The 15,233-nt window shown below is 55.8% G+C and carries 14 protein-coding genes and 1 tRNA gene; 7 read left to right on the top strand and 8 right to left on the bottom strand.

The annotated features are described in order from the left end of the window. Positions 1-64: 64 nt before the first annotated feature. The 5 genes from RT018_RS03390 to RT018_RS03370 all read left to right on the top strand — a co-directional run bounded on the left by RT018_RS03390 (position 65) and on the right by RT018_RS03370 (position 4,159). Complete coding sequence (locus RT018_RS03390) at positions 65-889, top strand: YitT family protein (protein ID WP_312939272.1); 825 nt, start codon at positions 65-67, stop codon at positions 887-889. Position 890: 1 nt separating this feature from the next. Beyond that, positions 891-1,484 (top strand): lactate utilization protein, encoded by a 594-nt coding sequence (locus RT018_RS03385; protein WP_312939271.1) that lies wholly within the window; start codon positions 891-893, stop codon positions 1,482-1,484. 83 nt (positions 1,485-1,567) lie between these two features. Next, positions 1,568-2,251, top strand: a complete 684-nt coding sequence (locus RT018_RS03380; protein ID WP_312939270.1) for a hypothetical protein — start codon at positions 1,568-1,570, stop codon at positions 2,249-2,251. A 48-nt stretch (positions 2,252-2,299) separates the two neighbouring features. Beyond that, positions 2,300-2,375, top strand: a tRNA-Gly gene (locus RT018_RS03375). Between the two features lie 431 nt (positions 2,376-2,806). Further along, positions 2,807-4,159 (top strand): cation:proton antiporter, encoded by a 1,353-nt coding sequence (locus tag RT018_RS03370; RefSeq protein ID WP_312939268.1) that lies wholly within the window; start codon positions 2,807-2,809, stop codon positions 4,157-4,159. Between the two features lie 96 nt (positions 4,160-4,255). On the opposite strand, the gene RT018_RS03365 is transcribed toward RT018_RS03370, so the two are convergent. The 3 genes from RT018_RS03365 to RT018_RS03355 all read right to left on the bottom strand — a co-directional run bounded on the left by RT018_RS03365 (position 4,256) and on the right by RT018_RS03355 (position 6,891). Beyond that, complete coding sequence (locus RT018_RS03365; protein WP_312939267.1) at positions 4,256-6,151, bottom strand: heavy metal translocating P-type ATPase; 1,896 nt, start codon at positions 6,149-6,151, stop codon at positions 4,256-4,258. A 94-nt stretch (positions 6,152-6,245) separates the two neighbouring features. Further along, the gene (locus tag RT018_RS03360; RefSeq protein ID WP_312939264.1) at positions 6,246-6,464 is read right to left on the bottom strand and encodes a cation transporter; all 219 of its coding nucleotides are present in this window, start codon (positions 6,462-6,464) and stop codon (positions 6,246-6,248) included. Positions 6,465-6,528: 64 nt separating this feature from the next. Next, on the bottom strand, positions 6,529-6,891 hold the full coding sequence (locus RT018_RS03355) for a metalloregulator ArsR/SmtB family transcription factor (RefSeq protein WP_312939262.1): 363 nt from the start codon (positions 6,889-6,891) through the stop codon (positions 6,529-6,531). Positions 6,892-7,049: 158 nt separating this feature from the next. Here RT018_RS03355 and RT018_RS03350 point away from each other — a divergent pair, with 158 nt between their 5' ends. Both RT018_RS03350 and hemW read left to right on the top strand, forming a co-directional pair. Continuing rightward, positions 7,050-7,454, top strand: a complete 405-nt coding sequence (locus RT018_RS03350; RefSeq protein ID WP_312939259.1) for a PaaI family thioesterase — start codon at positions 7,050-7,052, stop codon at positions 7,452-7,454. A 157-nt stretch (positions 7,455-7,611) separates the two neighbouring features. Beyond that, positions 7,612-8,823: a radical SAM family heme chaperone HemW gene (hemW, locus tag RT018_RS03345; RefSeq protein WP_312939257.1), complete on the top strand. Its 1,212-nt coding sequence runs from the start codon at positions 7,612-7,614 to the stop codon at positions 8,821-8,823. 141 nt (positions 8,824-8,964) lie between these two features. On the opposite strand, the gene spoIIP is transcribed toward hemW, so the two are convergent. From spoIIP to RT018_RS03320, 5 genes are all read right to left on the bottom strand, one after another. Beyond that, positions 8,965-10,131: a stage II sporulation protein P gene (gene spoIIP / locus RT018_RS03340; RefSeq protein ID WP_312939254.1), complete on the bottom strand. Its 1,167-nt coding sequence runs from the start codon at positions 10,129-10,131 to the stop codon at positions 8,965-8,967. Positions 10,132-10,260: 129 nt separating this feature from the next. Continuing rightward, the gene (locus RT018_RS03335; protein WP_312939251.1) at positions 10,261-10,887 is read right to left on the bottom strand and encodes a TatD family nuclease-associated radical SAM protein; all 627 of its coding nucleotides are present in this window, start codon (positions 10,885-10,887) and stop codon (positions 10,261-10,263) included. 5 nt (positions 10,888-10,892) lie between these two features. Next, on the bottom strand, positions 10,893-11,660 hold the full coding sequence (locus RT018_RS03330; protein WP_312939249.1) for a TatD family hydrolase: 768 nt from the start codon (positions 11,658-11,660) through the stop codon (positions 10,893-10,895). A gap of 72 nt (positions 11,661-11,732) precedes the next feature. Continuing rightward, positions 11,733-13,694, bottom strand: coding sequence for a methionine--tRNA ligase (metG, locus tag RT018_RS03325; RefSeq protein WP_312939247.1), 1,962 nt, complete (start codon positions 13,692-13,694; stop codon positions 11,733-11,735). 99 nt (positions 13,695-13,793) lie between these two features. Further along, positions 13,794-15,158, bottom strand: coding sequence for an MATE family efflux transporter (locus RT018_RS03320; protein WP_312939245.1), 1,365 nt, complete (start codon positions 15,156-15,158; stop codon positions 13,794-13,796). Positions 15,159-15,233: the final 75 nt, after the last annotated feature.

Here is a 15,233-nt window from a genome sequence, read left to right as displayed (position 1 = left end):
CGCAAGGTTCGGATGAAGGGAGACGGTTTATATAGTAAAAAAAGCGCTGAGAAGTTATGGAATTATGACGCTGGGCTGCGTCATTTTCGCCCTGTCCTTCGACTGGTTTTTTGTGCCCAATCAAATCGGCGTGGGCGGCCTGACGGGCCTTGCCCAAGTCATCAACGTTTTGCTGCCCTGGGCTTCGGTTGGTATTGTGACTGCGATATTGAACATCCCGCTTTTTTTCCTGGGGTGGAAACTCATCGGGCGGCATCTTATGATTTCTTCCCTGTTTTCGATGGTGGTCAGCTCTCTTGCCATCGACGGGATTGCCCTGCTGTACAAATTCCAGCCCATGGACACCATGCTGGCCTGCCTTATGGGTGGAGCCATGATGGGCGTGGGGATGGGTCTGGTTTTCACTCAAGGGGCCACCACCGGCGGCACAGACATGATCGCCCGGCTTTTGGGTTTGAAGTTCCCCTGGCTCCCCATGGGCCGTTTGGTGCTGTTTCCCGACTTTGTGGTGCTGGCGCTGGTGGCGGCGGTGTTTGGCAGCATGGACGCCGCGCTGTACGGTTTGGTGGCCCTGTTTGTCTCCACCGTGGTCATTGATAAGATTCTCTACGGGTTGGACGAATCCAAGGTAGCGTATATCATCTCCGATAGCTGGCGCAAAACTGCCGACGCCATTTTAGAGCGAGATCGGGGCGTGACACTGCTCACTGCTTCGGGCGCCTATACAGGGGCTGAAAAGCAGGTGCTTTTGGTTGCCTTTAAGCAACGGGAGATCGTGGAGATGAAGCACATTGTCCACGAGGCGGACCCCCGCGCATTTATGATTGTCTGCAACGCCTACGACGTACTGGGCGAGGGATTCGGGGAATACAAAAAGGAGGATTTGTAACATGGCAGATTTGAAGAAAGCAGCGAAAAGTCTGGAGGAACGGGGTTTTTCCGTGCGTCTGTTTGAGACGGCGGCCGAGTCGGCGGACTATCTCGACGGAGCTATTGACGGAAAAACCGTGGGCTTCGGCGGCTCCGTTACCCTGCGGGACATGGGGGTGTACGAGCGGCTGGCCACTCACAACAGCGTGTACTGGCACTGGAAGGAAACCCCCATTTCCACGGGAGAGGCTGCAACGGCACAGGTATACCTTTCCTCTGTCAACGGTCTGGACGAGGACGGAACCCTTATCAACATCGACGGAAACGGAAACCGGGTGGCTTCCATGCTCTATGGCCACGAAAAGCTCTATCTGGTGGCAGGCCGCAACAAGCTTGCGGCTACTTACGAAGAGGCGCTGTGGCGTGCCCGGAACATCGCCGGGCCGAAAAACGCCCAGCGTCTGGAGCGGAAAACGCCCTGCGCCGTCAAGGGCGATAAATGCTACGATTGCAAAAGCCCCGAGCGCATCTGTCGGGGTGTTGCGGTGCTGTGGCGACCCGTCAGCGTCATGGAGACGGAGGTCATCCTCATCAACGAGGACCTGGGGTATTAATAGACCGCGGGAAACGCCCATGCAAACTCATGAGAAACGCCGGTATCCGGCATAAAACTGAACCGGAAGGGAGGTGCGGACGGATGAAACAAAAATTGTGCTTGTTGCTGGCACTATGCTTGTTGCTCTCCGGCTGCGCCTCTCTTTTGGACCGGGAATATAGCACGGTGGAGCCCCACTCCAACAAATTCTGGGAAAGTGAAGACTCCGGCACTCTGCGGGCGGAAAACTATCAGGACATTGTCAACGACCTGATGCTTCTCATCGGGCGGCACACAGATCAGGCAGTCATACGGTTTTACAGCTATGACGACGGGGTGAGCGTTGCCGACGCGTTGGAAAAAGCCGCCGCCGAGGTCCAACAGGAGACAGCCCTTGGCAGTTATGCCCTTGAATACATCACCTCTTCCTCCACCGCTCAGCGTGGGTATTACGAGCTGTCCGTTCAGCTTGGCTACCGTCGCACAGCGGAGCAAATTGCCTCCATCGTCAACGCCACCAGCGTGGCCGCGCTGCAAAGTCTTTTGGAGGCGGCGCTGGACGACGGCAAATCGGAGCTGACAGTCCGCATAGGCTACTGGCAGGCCGAGGACCGCAATGCGGTCGATCAAACAGTGGAGTCGCTTCGTGTGGCGCGGGAACTGACCCACACGCCGGAGTGGAGCATCTCCTATTATCCGGCCCAGGGGGCTGTGGAATTGATTGAATTTAATCTTGCTTTGGAGGGGAGTGCTGCGGAATCGAAGGAAATTTCGCAAATTCCGTAAAAAAGAGTTGACAGAAAGAGTGTTCTTTGCTAGAATGATTCTTGCTTCGCGGGCATAGCTCATCTGGTAGAGCGCCACCTTGCCAAGGTGGAGGTAGCGAGTTCGAGCCTCGTTGCCCGCTCCAATAAAAGCACTCTCCGCCCAATCGGGTGGGGAGTGCTTTTTATTCTGTATAAAAATTGTAGGGAGACAGACGCTTATTGGACAACAGCAGGAAAATCGCGTTTCCTTTTTCTGTTGTCAGCAGTTTTTATCAAACTCTGATGAAGATTTTTTGCATCAAATCCTGCAAAACAATTGTTGAGAAATCAATAAATTTGCCTATTTTTTAGATTTATGTATAAATCTTCTAGTTTTTCTTTCAATTTGCAACAAGATTTATGAGATTTGACCTGTTCACCTGCTGGACTTTTCAATCCGTTTATGTTAGTCTCGATGACACGGCCATTTTTTAGAGAACATGACAAAGGCTGGACAACATGGAGCCGTTCATGTGTGCGAACCGCCGAAAACGGTTTCTATTTGGAATTCTTGGGGGAAGGGGATTGTTATTCGATGGAGTCTTATCGGTATGTGTTGGACGTAGCGCTGATTATTTTGGTAACAAAGCTTTTCGGAATGCTGTCCAAGCGAGTGGATATGCCAGAGGTAGTGGGGTCTTTAATTGCAGGGTTGCTTTTGGGACCCAGCCTTTTGAATTTAGTAGAGCCCAGCGACTTTCTTTCTATGCTTTCGGAGCTGGGGGTTATTCTCCTGATGTTCAGCGCAGGGCTGCAAACAGACATTAACGAGCTGAAAAAATCCGGAAAGGCGGCGTTTTTCATCGCGCTTGCCGGCGTGCTGGTACCGCTTGGCGGAGGATACGCAATGGCGGCGACGTTCAACCCCGGGGGCGACCCTCTGGAGCATATGTTCGTAGGCACCGTATTCACCGCCACCTCCGTGTCCATCACTGTGGAGACGCTGAAGGAAATGGGCAAACTTTCCACCCGCTCTGGAAACGCAATCCTGGGCGCGGCGCTGATTGACGACATTCTGGGCCTGATTCTGCTGACCCTGATTACCGGCGCCTCCACCGGCGATGTGAGCCTGTGGATTGTGCTGATTAAAATCGGGGCGTTTTTTGCCGTATCGCTGGTTCTGGGCCTTTTTCTCCACAAGGCCATTCAAAAATGGATGGCTTCCGCCCGCTGGAACCGCAAGCGGTTTGCCGTGATTTCCGTGGCCTTCTGCTTTTTGTATGCCTATGTCGCCGAAGAGGTCTTCGGCGTGGCGGATATCATCGGCGCATTCTGTGCGGGACTGATTATTGCCAAAACCGTTCGGGCGGTCTATGTGCAGTCTCAGTGCGAGACTCTGTCCTATATGTTTCTGTCTCCCATTTTCTTTGCAAGCGTAGGACTGAAGGTAGTGCTTTCCACCATGGACGCAAATGTGGTTTTGTTGTCGGCGGCAGCCATTCTGATCGCCATTGCTACCAAAGTGGTGGGCTGCGGTCTGGGAGCAAAGCTGTTCCATTATACCAACGCGGAAAGTCTTCGCATCGGCGTGGGAATGATTTCTCGTGGCGAGGTGGCGTTGATTGTGACAAACAAGGGAATTGCCAGCGGCATCATGCCAGACGTCTTTCTGGCCCCTATGGTGTTGATGGTGGTGGTTTCCACCATTGTGACGCCCATTATGCTCCGGGCGGTGTATCCCAAGAATACGACAAAGGATTACAGCGATTTCATGCATAGTGATCTGGTGGAGAATTACCAGGAGGTACGGCAATTCGATCAGGCCGCCGAAACCATGCTGAAAATGCACGACAAGCTTCGGGGCAGCAAATCTGCCCCTTCCAGACAGGCCCCGCCTTCGCCTTCCTCGGAGGAACGCTCCGACGAAAGCAACGCCGATACGCCTTAAGCTCAAAAGCGCCGGTCCCGGATATCCGGGATCGGCGCTTTACATTTGAGAAGACGAATGCTGCTAATTTTGACTTTTTGAGCCTCAGTGACGGGCTTATGCCTCCGCTGCGGGAGATGGCTCCACTCGCATGGCCCGCATGGCGTTGAGAATCGCAAGAACGGAGACGCCCACATCAGCAAACACCGCCGCCCACATACCTGCCAGACCCAAAGCACCCAGCACCAGCACCAGCGCTTTTACACCCAGCGCAAAAGCAATGTTCTGGCGGACGATGCGCAACGTTTTGCGGGAAATACGCATGGCGGTGGCCAGCTTTCCGGGGCAGTCGTCCATCAGGACGATATCCGCCGCCTCGATGGCCGCATCGGACCCCATGGCTCCCATAGCTACGCCGATGTCCGCCCGGGTAAGAACCGGCGCGTCGTTGATGCCGTCTCCCACAAATGCCAGCTTCCCGTTTCCGGCTGCAAGCAGTCGTTCCGTCAGCTCCACCTTGTCGGCAGGCAGCAGCTCCGCATGGAATTCGTCCACGCCCAGCTCCGCCGCCACCGCAGCGGCCACAGCCTGCGCGTCTCCCGTGAGCATCACAGTCTTTTCAACACCGCTGGCCTTCAGGTCGGCAATGGCCGCCTTCGCGTCAGGCTTTACCTGATCGGAAATCACGATATGCCCGGCATAAAACCCGTCCGCAGTCACATGAACAATGGTCCCGGGCAGCTCGCAGGGAAGCCAGCTTGCGCTTTCCCGCTCCATCATCCGGGCGTTGCCTACGCAGATTCTGTGGCCGTCAATGCTGGCGCATACTCCGTGTCCGGAAATCTCCTCCACATTCTTCGCACGGGCGGAATCCATCTGGGCGGCGCAGGCCGCCCGCAGGGAACCAGCGATGGGGTGGTCGGAAAATTGCTCCGCCAATGCGGCCCACTCCAAAATCTGCTCTTTGGTATACCCCTCTTCGGGATGGACAGCGGAAACGGAAAACACGCCCTTTGTCAGGGTGCCCGTCTTATCAAACACAACGGTTTTTGTCTCTGCCAGAGCTTCCAGATAGTTTCCGCCCTTCACCAGAATGCCGCTGCGGGACGCGCCACCGATTCCGCCGAAAAAACTCAGCGGCACGGAAATCACTAGGGCGCAGGGGCAGGAGATGACCAGAAACACCAACGCCCGGTGAAGCCAATCGCTCCAAACCGTTCCCGCCAGAAATGCGGGAGGCGCAGGCAGCACCGCCAGCGCCAGCGTGGGAATGAGAAACAGCAGCGCCGCCGCAAGCACCACGCTGGGGGTATAGTACCGGGCAAAGCGGGTGATAAAGCTCTCACTTTGGGACTTTCGTTCTCCGGCGTTTTCCACCATTTCAAGAATCTTTGAAACGGTGGATTCTTCCGCTGGCTTTGTCACCATTACCCGGAGCACGCCCCGCAGGTTTACGCACCCACTGAGAATCGCATCTCCCGGTCCCACATCCCGGGGGACCGCCTCGCCGGTGAGGGCGGCAGTATCCAGAACAGAGCTTCCCTCCGTCACCACGCCGTCCAGCGGAACCCGCTCGCCGGGCTTAATCATCACGGTTTCGCCCACGGCGACGTCCTGGGGGTCCTCCTGCGTAATCACGCCCTCCCGTTCCACATTGGCGGTGTCGGGCCGGATGTCCATGAGAGAAGCGATGGATTTTCGGGACTTACCCACCGCATAGTCCTGAAACAGCTCACCCACCTGATAAAACAGCATCACGAACACCGCTTCGGCATATTCTCCGGTGCCAAACGCGCCCACGGTGGCAACCGACATCAGGAAGTTCTCGTCAAACACCTGCCCGTTTGCAATATTGCGTACCGCACGCCACAAAACATCCCACCCGATGATGCCATAGGGCACCAGATAGCACAGCGCAAGCGCCAGCCCCGACAAGGGCAGAAAATGGATCACGACCAGTAGCACGGCCGCAGCCAGAATTCGAAACAGCATTTTATTCTGTTTTTTACTCATACAAATATCTTCTCCTCCGCCCCGCCGTGTTTTTCAGCGGCGGAATTTGTTTCGCGGCGTGCGGCCCCTGAGCGCGTCCGCCGCTTTCCCGGACTCAGCGGTTAATGACGCAGTCTGGCTCCACCTTGTGGCAGACGCGGACCACTTCGTCCAGAATCGCGTCAAACCGCGCGTCCTCCGCATCCAAGGTCAACTTCTGGGCCATAAAGCTGACGGTGGCGCCGTTTACGCCGTCAATCTTTTTAATGGCGTCCTCCATTTTTGCGGCGCAGGCGGCGCAGTCCAAATCGGTCAATCCAAAACGCTTTTTCATACAAACATCCTCCTGAAGATTATTTATTTGTTCGTCGTCCCCTCGGGCGGCGCGGAATACGAGTTTATTCAGAAACGTGCTCCATGCCCTGATCGATGATGGTGCGTACATGACTGTCCGCCAGCGCGTAAAACACCGTTTTTCCCTCCCGGCGGGACTTGATCAGCCGCGTGTTTTTCAGCGCCCGAAGCTGATGGGAAATCGCAGACTGCGTCATTCCCAGCAGCGCCGCAATGTCGCACACGCACATTTCCGACGCGCTGAGCACATAGAGAATACGGATGCGGGTGGAATCCCCGAAAATGCGGAACAACTCCGTCAGATCGTAAAGCGCGTCTTCGTCCGGCATTTCACTGCGGACCTTTTTCACCACGTCCTCGTGAACGCAGAGTAGTTCGCAAGCTTCGACGTTGTATCGGTCTTCCATGTTCACTCTCCTTTCATATGAACACTTGAACGATTGTTCATATGTTGTATTATATACGGGTTTTGCAGTTTGTCAACCACTTTTACGAAAGTGTGGAAAATTTCCCTCAACTGTGGTAGACTAGTTCTATTATTTTCGATAAAGATGAGGAGATATCCATGTCCACACTGGAAGAGATTAAAAACAACCGTATTCAGCAAAACCACTTTATGACCTATAATTCTATTGAGTTGAGCGCGCTGGAGCAGGACCGGGCCGAGTGCCGCCTGACGCTGCGCGAGGAAAGCACCAATCCCTACGGGATACTGCACGGCGGCGCGCTGTACACCATGGCGGACTGCGCCACCGGCTCCGCCGCTCATTCCGACGGACGGACCTACGTCACCCAGAACAGCTCCATGAGCTTTCTTGCGAACATTAAAGAGGGGACGGCAGTGGCTTCCGCCGCCGTGGTTCACCGGGGAAGAAAAACCTGCCTTGTCAATGTAAATGTTACCAGTGAAGCCACCGGCAAGCTGCTGGCTACCGGCTCTTTCACTTTCTTCTGCACTTCCAAGGAATAATCCGAGAATAGAACACAGTGCCCGCGGGCAAGGGCCTGCGGGCATGTTTTCCGGTACATTTCCGGCAGGGAAGGCAGCGATTGCCCGCCTGTCGGGATCGTTTAATATTTATACCATCACTGCTGGCGGGCGCCGTGCGCCGCCAAAGGAGGCCGCCTTGAAAGAGGAACGAAAAAGTCTGGGGCTATATATCCACATTCCTTTCTGCGCCAAAAAATGCGACTATTGCGATTTTTACTCCCTCTCTGGCGAAGAGGACCGCATGGACGCATACACGCAGGCGCTGGAAGCGCAGCTTCTGGAGCTGGCTCCCCGGGCCGGGCTTCATACGGTGGACAGCGTGTATTTCGGCGGGGGTACGCCCACGCTGCTTGGCACGAAGCGGCTTGTCCGCCTTTTAAAAGACATTCAGAAGAAATACCTTGTGGCAAAGGACGCGGAGATTACGCTGGAGGCCAATCCCGAATCCGCCGGGGACTTTCGAGCGCTGCGGGCCCTGCGCAGCGCAGGGTTCAACCGGCTGAGCCTTGGAATGCAGTCCGCCGACGATGAAGAACTGCGCGCCATCGGGCGCATCCACAGCGCCAGTCAGGTAAAAACGGCGGTGGAGGCCGCCCGGAAGGCCAAGTTTTCAAACCTCTCCTTGGATTTGATTTACGGGTTGCCGGGGCAAAGCATGGACGTATGGAAGAAAAATCTGACCGCCGCCGTGGATTTGGCGCCCCAGCACCTGTCCTGCTACGGGCTGAAGGTGGAGGAGGGGACCCCGCTTTTTATTCGGCGAGAAACTGCGGGTCTTCCCGGCGATGAGACACAGGCGGAGATGTATCTCTGGACGGTGGACTATCTCCGACGGCACGGGTTTTTCCAGTATGAGATTTCCAACTTTGCGCGGACAGGCTTTGAATCCCGGCACAACCTAAAATATTGGACTTTGGGTGAGTATGCAGGCTTTGGCCCCGGCGCACATTCGGATTTTGGCAACGTGCGCTATGCCTATGAGCGGGATTTGGAGGGGTATATTTCCGGGATGAAAACCGGCGGTCCTTTGCTTTCGGAAAACGAACGCATACCCCCGTTGGATCGGGACACGGAATGGCTGATGATGGGTCTGCGCACTGTCCGGGGGCTGGACCCCAAGGTGTTTGAAAACCTGTTTCGTCGCCGATTTGACTGCTTTCTTCCCTTTTTGGAGGAGTGCCGCAAGTCGGGCTACGCGATGGAGGAAGACGGACGGTGGTGCCTGACGCCGGAGGGCTTTCTTGTCTCCAACCAAATTATCGGCGGAATGCTGGACGCGCTGGGCGCGGACAAAATACGCCGAGAGGAGGCCCGGGCGAGGGGGGACTTCCGGGTGGATTTGGGCTGAGTCTTTCCGTGTTGCATTCGTGCCGCGCAAATTTTCTTTTACCTTCGCTTTTTGTGGAAGCGCAAACCTTCTGAAACCTATTTAAGCCGGCCCCGGTTAGTTTGACCGGGGCCGGCTGTTCTATCCTGTTTTTGGTTTTGATTACTTGCTTCTGGCCAGTAAATACTCTCCCATTTCCCGGGCAAACAGTTCTCCTGCCAGCGCGGCCTCCTCCGGAGAATTGCCCGCAGCCCCCATTTCCAGCAAAAGGGAGCCAGTGGTGGCGTGCTGATTGTAGCGGGAGTTTCGTAGGAGAATGGGGCGCATCAGCGTGGGGTAGTTTTGGGAAATATTTTGTTGCAAGGCCGTGGCCAGCTTCAGATTTTCCATCCACTTTGGATGGGCCAGACCGCTTCCGTCGCTTCCCACCACCATACTGATTTGAGCGATGTTTCCCACTCCCTCCACAGGAGAAATTACCTTATATTCGTTGCCCTCCGTGTCTTCGATTGCGTCCCGGTGAATATCCAGAATGAAGTGAATGGACGGGTACTGCGTAAGATAGCTCTCAATCGCCTTTAGAGACCGATCATAGGAGCCGGAATAGGAGGGGTAATCATACAGCGTCCGGTCGTGAAGCACAGAGATGCCAAGCTCTCCAAAGGTTTGGGCCATCACGTCTCCCACTCCCACCACATTGTACCGGGTTTCAAGGCACCGGCGATTTCCGCAATAGTCCACGTTTTCACCCGGTGCGGGGGTATAGGCCTCACTTCCGTGGGTATGAATAATCAGAATCTGGGGTTCCTCTTCGGTAAGCCCCGCGTCAAAGGAGGCTGTCAGGTCCTGAACGGACAGTGTGTGGTCGGTGCTGTTTGAGATGTAAACCTTACCGCTGACGGTGTAGCCCTCCTGCGTGTTGGGTACCAGCGTTTTGGCGGTAATTCCGTTTTCCGGGATTTCCTTCGTGGGAAGGGGAGCGGTATCCACAGGCGTTTCTTCCACTGGGATTTGCACCACCGGGTCCTGAGGCTTCTCAGGCGTCTCCGTAGACAAAAGCTTTGCCACGCTCTGTCTTGCGGAGAGCAGCAGTGGGGACTCCGACAGCGTCAGCACCGCGGCGGCAGACAGTCCGTCCTCCGGCCCAAAGTCCCCCAACTCCCATTGCAGGGCCGACAGAGAAGCGGAAGCTCCCTGCCGCAGGGCGGTTACCGCTGAGACAACGGTGTCGCTCCTGGCAGTAAGCGCCACCGCCCACAGTGTACACCCCGCTAAAACCATGGCTCCCAGCCGCCGGGGAACAGTTCGTTTTTTTACGGCTGCTTTCATTTGCATCACCTCATGGGACAACCTTATGCACGAGGACAAAAAAAAAGAAGCTCGGAGATTGCTCTCCGAGCTTCCGCTGCGACAGAAATTTTTCGCCATCCTCAAGGGAAACAGCGCGAACCGTCCTGCTCAGTCTTCGATGTATTCCCGCACGCGGTAGGTGGCCCCTACCTCATCCTCACAGATGCGGCGGCAGTTTTCGATTTCCTCCTTGGGGATAGTGTCCACCACGGTCATCATTACCTTTGGCACATACTTGCACAGCTCCTTGGCAAAGTCCTTCATGGCCTGATAGGCCCCCTTCTGCTGAGGATGGCACAGCGCGTCGTACTTTTCCGCCGTGTCCGTGTTCAACGAGACGGACACCATGTCAAACCGACCGGCAAAGTCCGGGGCGATGTCCCGGCCATGGATCAGGCTGCCGGTGCCGTTGGTGTCCATCCGGGTGAAGATATTCGTCCCGTGCTCCTTCATCCGGTCGATGACCCAGCAGATGTCCTCAATGCGGTAGCTGGGCTCGCCAAACCCGCAAAACACCAACTGCTCGTATTTGCTCAAATCCCACTTTTCAATATCTGCCAGAATTTCCTCCCGGGTAGGCTCCCGCGTAAGCCACAGGTTGTGGGTATAAATGCTGCCACCGCTGCCATTGTGGCGCAGGCAGAACTCGCAGTTGAAATTACAGCGGTTGGTCGTATTTACATACAGGTTCCCGCCGTATTCATAGGTAATAGTAAAGCCTTTCTTTTCTTCCATGGCGCTTAAACCTCGATTCCAAACAGTCGTTTCCCATTTTCCGCGGCGATGCGCGCAAGCTCAACCGGGTCCATATTCTTCCACAACGCCAGCGTCTCCGCGATGTAGCGGAGATTTCGGCTGTCGTTCCGCTTTCCCCGGTTGGGGACCGGAGTGAGATAGGGGGAATCCGTCTCCAGCAGCATCCGCTCCGGCGGAGTGATCTCCGCCACTTCTCGGCCCCGGCGGTTATTTTTATAGGTGACCGGCCCGTCAAACCCCAGATACCAGCCGCGCTTCAAAAGCACCTCCGCCAACTCCGCGCTGCCGGAATAGCAGTGAAACACTCCCCGAATGCCGGGAAATTCCGACACAACGGCAAGACAGTCTCCGTGAGCCTCCCGGTCGTGGACAATCACCGGCAAATCCAAATCTACCGCCATAGCAAGCTGGGCGCGGAAAATCTCCTTCTGAAATTCCTTGGGGGGATTTTCCTCCCAATAATAATCCAGTCCGATTTCCCCGATGGCAACGGCCTTAGGGTGGGCCGCCAGCGCCCGGATGGCGGCAAGCTCGCTCTCGCCACAGCCCGCGCAGTCCCCCGGATGAATGCCCACGGCGGCGTATACATGAGGGAATCGTTCCGCCAGCGCCACGGCAGCTCGAGAGGAGGAGACATCGCAGCCGGGGTCCACCACCAACTCGATTCCCGCTTCCGGCAAAGAGGCCAGCAGCGCATCCCGGTCTTCATCAAAAGCCGCGTCGTCATAATGGGCATGGGTATCAAAATACATGGGCAATCCTCTCAATTCGGATAGCTTTAAACAGGGCGGGGCGGTTTTCCGCCCCGCCCTGGTCAGTGTCGTTTAGCAGAGCTTTGCGCCGACGGGGATGGCGTCGTCCACCATCAAAAGGTTCAGCTTCTCCTCGCCCTTTTCCGTGTGGACGGCCGAGATCAGCATTCCGTTGGATTCCTGTCCCATCATCTTCCGGGGCGGCAGGTTCACAATGGCCACCAGCGTTTTACCCACCAGGTCTTCCGGCTCGTAAAACTTATGGATGCCGGAGAGAATCTGGCGGTCCGTACCGGTGCCATCGTCCAGAATGAATTTCAGCAGCTTGTCGGACTTTTTCACCGCCTCGCAGGCCTTCACCTTCACCACCCGAAAATCGGATTTGCAGAAGGTATCAAAGTCCACCTTTTCCGCAAGCTGGGGTTCCAGCTCCAGCGCGGGCTGGGATGCCTTGCGGGCCACTTCCTGCACCGCGTCCAGCTCCTGAAGCTCTTTTTCCATATCAATGCGGGGAAAGATGTTCTCTCCCTTGTGGACCCGCACATCTGCGGGGAGCACACCCCATTTTCCCGCGCTGTCCCAGTTCGTCTCCTCTTCGGAAGCGCCGATCTGGCTGAAAATTTCGGTGCAGCTATCGGGCGTAAAGGGCGTCAGAAGCACGGCGCAGATGCGCAGCGTCTCCAAAAGGTTATACATCACCCGGGCAAGACGGGCCTTTTTTGCCTCATCCTTTGCCAGAATCCAAGGGGCTGTTTCGTCAATATATTTATTGGCCCGGGAGATGACCTTGAAAATCTCCTCCAACCCGTTTTGCATCTGGAATTTCTCCATCTGGACCTCGTACCGGTCCCGCAGAGCGGTAGCCAGCGCGATCAGCTCCTCGTCCAGTCCGTCGGCTTCCTGCTTCGCGGGAAGCTGTCCGCCGAAATACTTCTCCACCATAGCGGTGGTGCGGGAGAGGAGGTTCCCCAGATCGTTGGCAAGGTCTGTGTTGATGCACTGAATCAACAGCTCGTTGGAGAAGTTGCCGTCCTGCCCGAAGGGGAAGGAGCGCAGCAGGAAAAAGCGCAGCGCGTCCGTTCCATACCGTTCTGCCAACAGGTAAGGGTCCACTACGTTGCCCTTGGACTTGCTCATTTTTCCGCCGTCCAGCAGCAGCCATCCATGACCGTAAACCTGCTTGGGCAGAGGCTCGCCAAGGCTCATCAGCATGGCGGGCCAGATGATGGAGTGGAACCGGACAATCTCTTTGCCCACAATGTTCACACCGGGCCACCATTTTTTATAGTCGTCATACCGGTCGTTTCCGTAGCCCAGCGCCGTGATATAGTTGCTCAGCGCATCCACCCAGACATACACCACATGTCCCGGGTCAAAGTCCACCGGGATGCCCCATGTGAAGGTCGTACGGGAAACGCATAAATCTTCAAGACCCGGCTCGATGAAGTTTTTTACCATCTCGTTCACCCGGGAGCGGGGCTGAAGGAAGTCGGTGTCCTCCAGCAGAGTGCGGATGCGGTCCGCATACTTGCTCAGGCGGAAGAAATAGGCCTCCTCCTCCGCGTCCGCCACAGGGCGGCCGCAGTCGGGACAGCAGCCGTCCTTGAGTTGGCTCTCCGTCCAGAAGGACTCGCAGGGAGTGCAGTATTTGCCCTTATAGGCACCCTTGTAAATATCTCCGTTTTCATACATCTTGCGGAAAATATACTGGGTGGATTTCACATGATAGTCGTCCGTGGTGCGGATAAAGCGGTCGTTGGAAATGTTCATCAGCTTCCACAGATCCTTCACGCCCCGGGGTCCTTCCACAATGCGATCCACAAACTCCTTGGGGGAAACATCGGCCTCCTTGGCCTTCGTCTCGATTTTCTGGCCGTGCTCGTCCGTGCCGGTGAGGAACATCACGTCGAGGCCATGAAGCCGCTTATAGCGGGCAATCGCGTCGGTTGCGACGGTGCAGTAGGAGTGGCCGATGTGAAGCTTATCCGAGGGGTAGTAAATCGGTGTTGTAATATAGAATCTCTCTTTTTCCATGGGATTTCTCCTCCTTTTCCGTCCCCCGAATGAAAGGGGCCGGGCATTGAACTCTGTAAGTGTACAGTATATTCCAAATTGCGAAAAATAACAACCCGTTCAGGCATTTTCCTCCGCAAGGCTTCCTCTGCGTTTCCACCTGCCCGAAAGATAATAAAACACGCAGAAAAGAAAGCCCCCCACCCAGCCGATGCCAAAGCCCTGAAACATCCGCTCCGGCCCGAAGTGGTTTGCAAGATAATAGACCGCGGGAACCCGCAGCACAATCATGGAGAGAACGGTTGCCAGCATGGGAACCACGCTGTCTCCCGCGCCCCGCATGGCTCCGTTGAGAATATACATCACGCCAAAGGTCACATAAGGGGGCATGATAGCAAACATATAGTGTCTTCCGGCCACCGCCACCTCCGCCTCGGGCGAGAAAAAGTGAAACAGCGCGTCGGACGCAGGCAAAAGCACCGCCGTCATCAAAAGGCACCAGAACACCGTATAGGTCACGGCAATGCGAACCCCGGTGCGCACCCGCTCGGGTTTTTTCGCCCCGGTATTCTGACCTACAAAGGCCGTGATGGAGTTGGTCAGCGCCTGCACGGGGAGAAAGGCCACGCCGTCCAGCTTGTTTCCCACGTTATAGGCGGCGGTATACGCCGTTCCAAAGGTGTTGACCTTACTCATCACCACCATGATGCCAAGGGACACCAGAGACATCTGAAGTCCCGTGGGGATACCCAGCGACATCACCTGACGGAACAGAGTTTTGTCAAAACGGAAGCAGAAGGGGTGGATGGCGATCTCCGGAAACCGCCGGTTGATATAAATAATGCCCAGCAGCCACGAAACAAGCTGGGAGATAACCGTCCCCAGTGCCACGCCCGCCACGCCCATCCCGGCGTTCAGCACCAGAACAAAATCCAGAATAATGTTCAAAACCGCGGCCACCGACAAAAACAGCAGCGTTGCCCGGCTGTTTCCGATGCCGTTTAAGATGCCCGCGTTGGTGTTATAGCCGATGGTTCCCACCAGTCCCGCGCACACAATCATCATGTAAACCCACGCACTGTGATAAACTGCCTCGTCCACCCGCAACAAAAAAAGCATGGGCTTCACCGCAAATAAAGCCAGCACCGTCACCGGAATTACGGCGACGATGAAGGTGGTGTAAATCGTGTCCACCGCGTCCCGCACCCGGTCGGGCCTGCCCGCACCGTGGTACTGGGAGATGACCACCGTACCGCCATTTGAGACCCCCATGAACAGGGAGATGAACATAAACATCACGGGAAAGCCCACGCCCACGGCGGCCAGCGCCGCGTCGCCCACGTAGTTGCCCACCACCCAAGAGTCCACCATGTTGTAAAGCTGCTGCAAAAAACTTCCCAGCAGCAAGGGAAGGGCAAATAGAAAAATGTGTCCTGCGGGGCTGCCGGAAGTCATATCCCGCAGGCCCCGGTCTTCTCTGTCCATAAAAGCTCCCGTCCTTGTTTTATTTCAGTCGCGCCATACATTCGCGCCGCTTTCACTTTACACTTTTTTTCCACA

Source organism: Oscillibacter sp., from assembly GCF_032060045.1.
In the GTDB taxonomy this organism is placed as follows: domain Bacteria; phylum Bacillota; class Clostridia; order Oscillospirales; family Oscillospiraceae; genus Oscillibacter.
The sequence above is the reverse complement of the archived record's forward strand: the minus strand, read 5'-3'. Positions and strand labels throughout refer to the sequence as shown.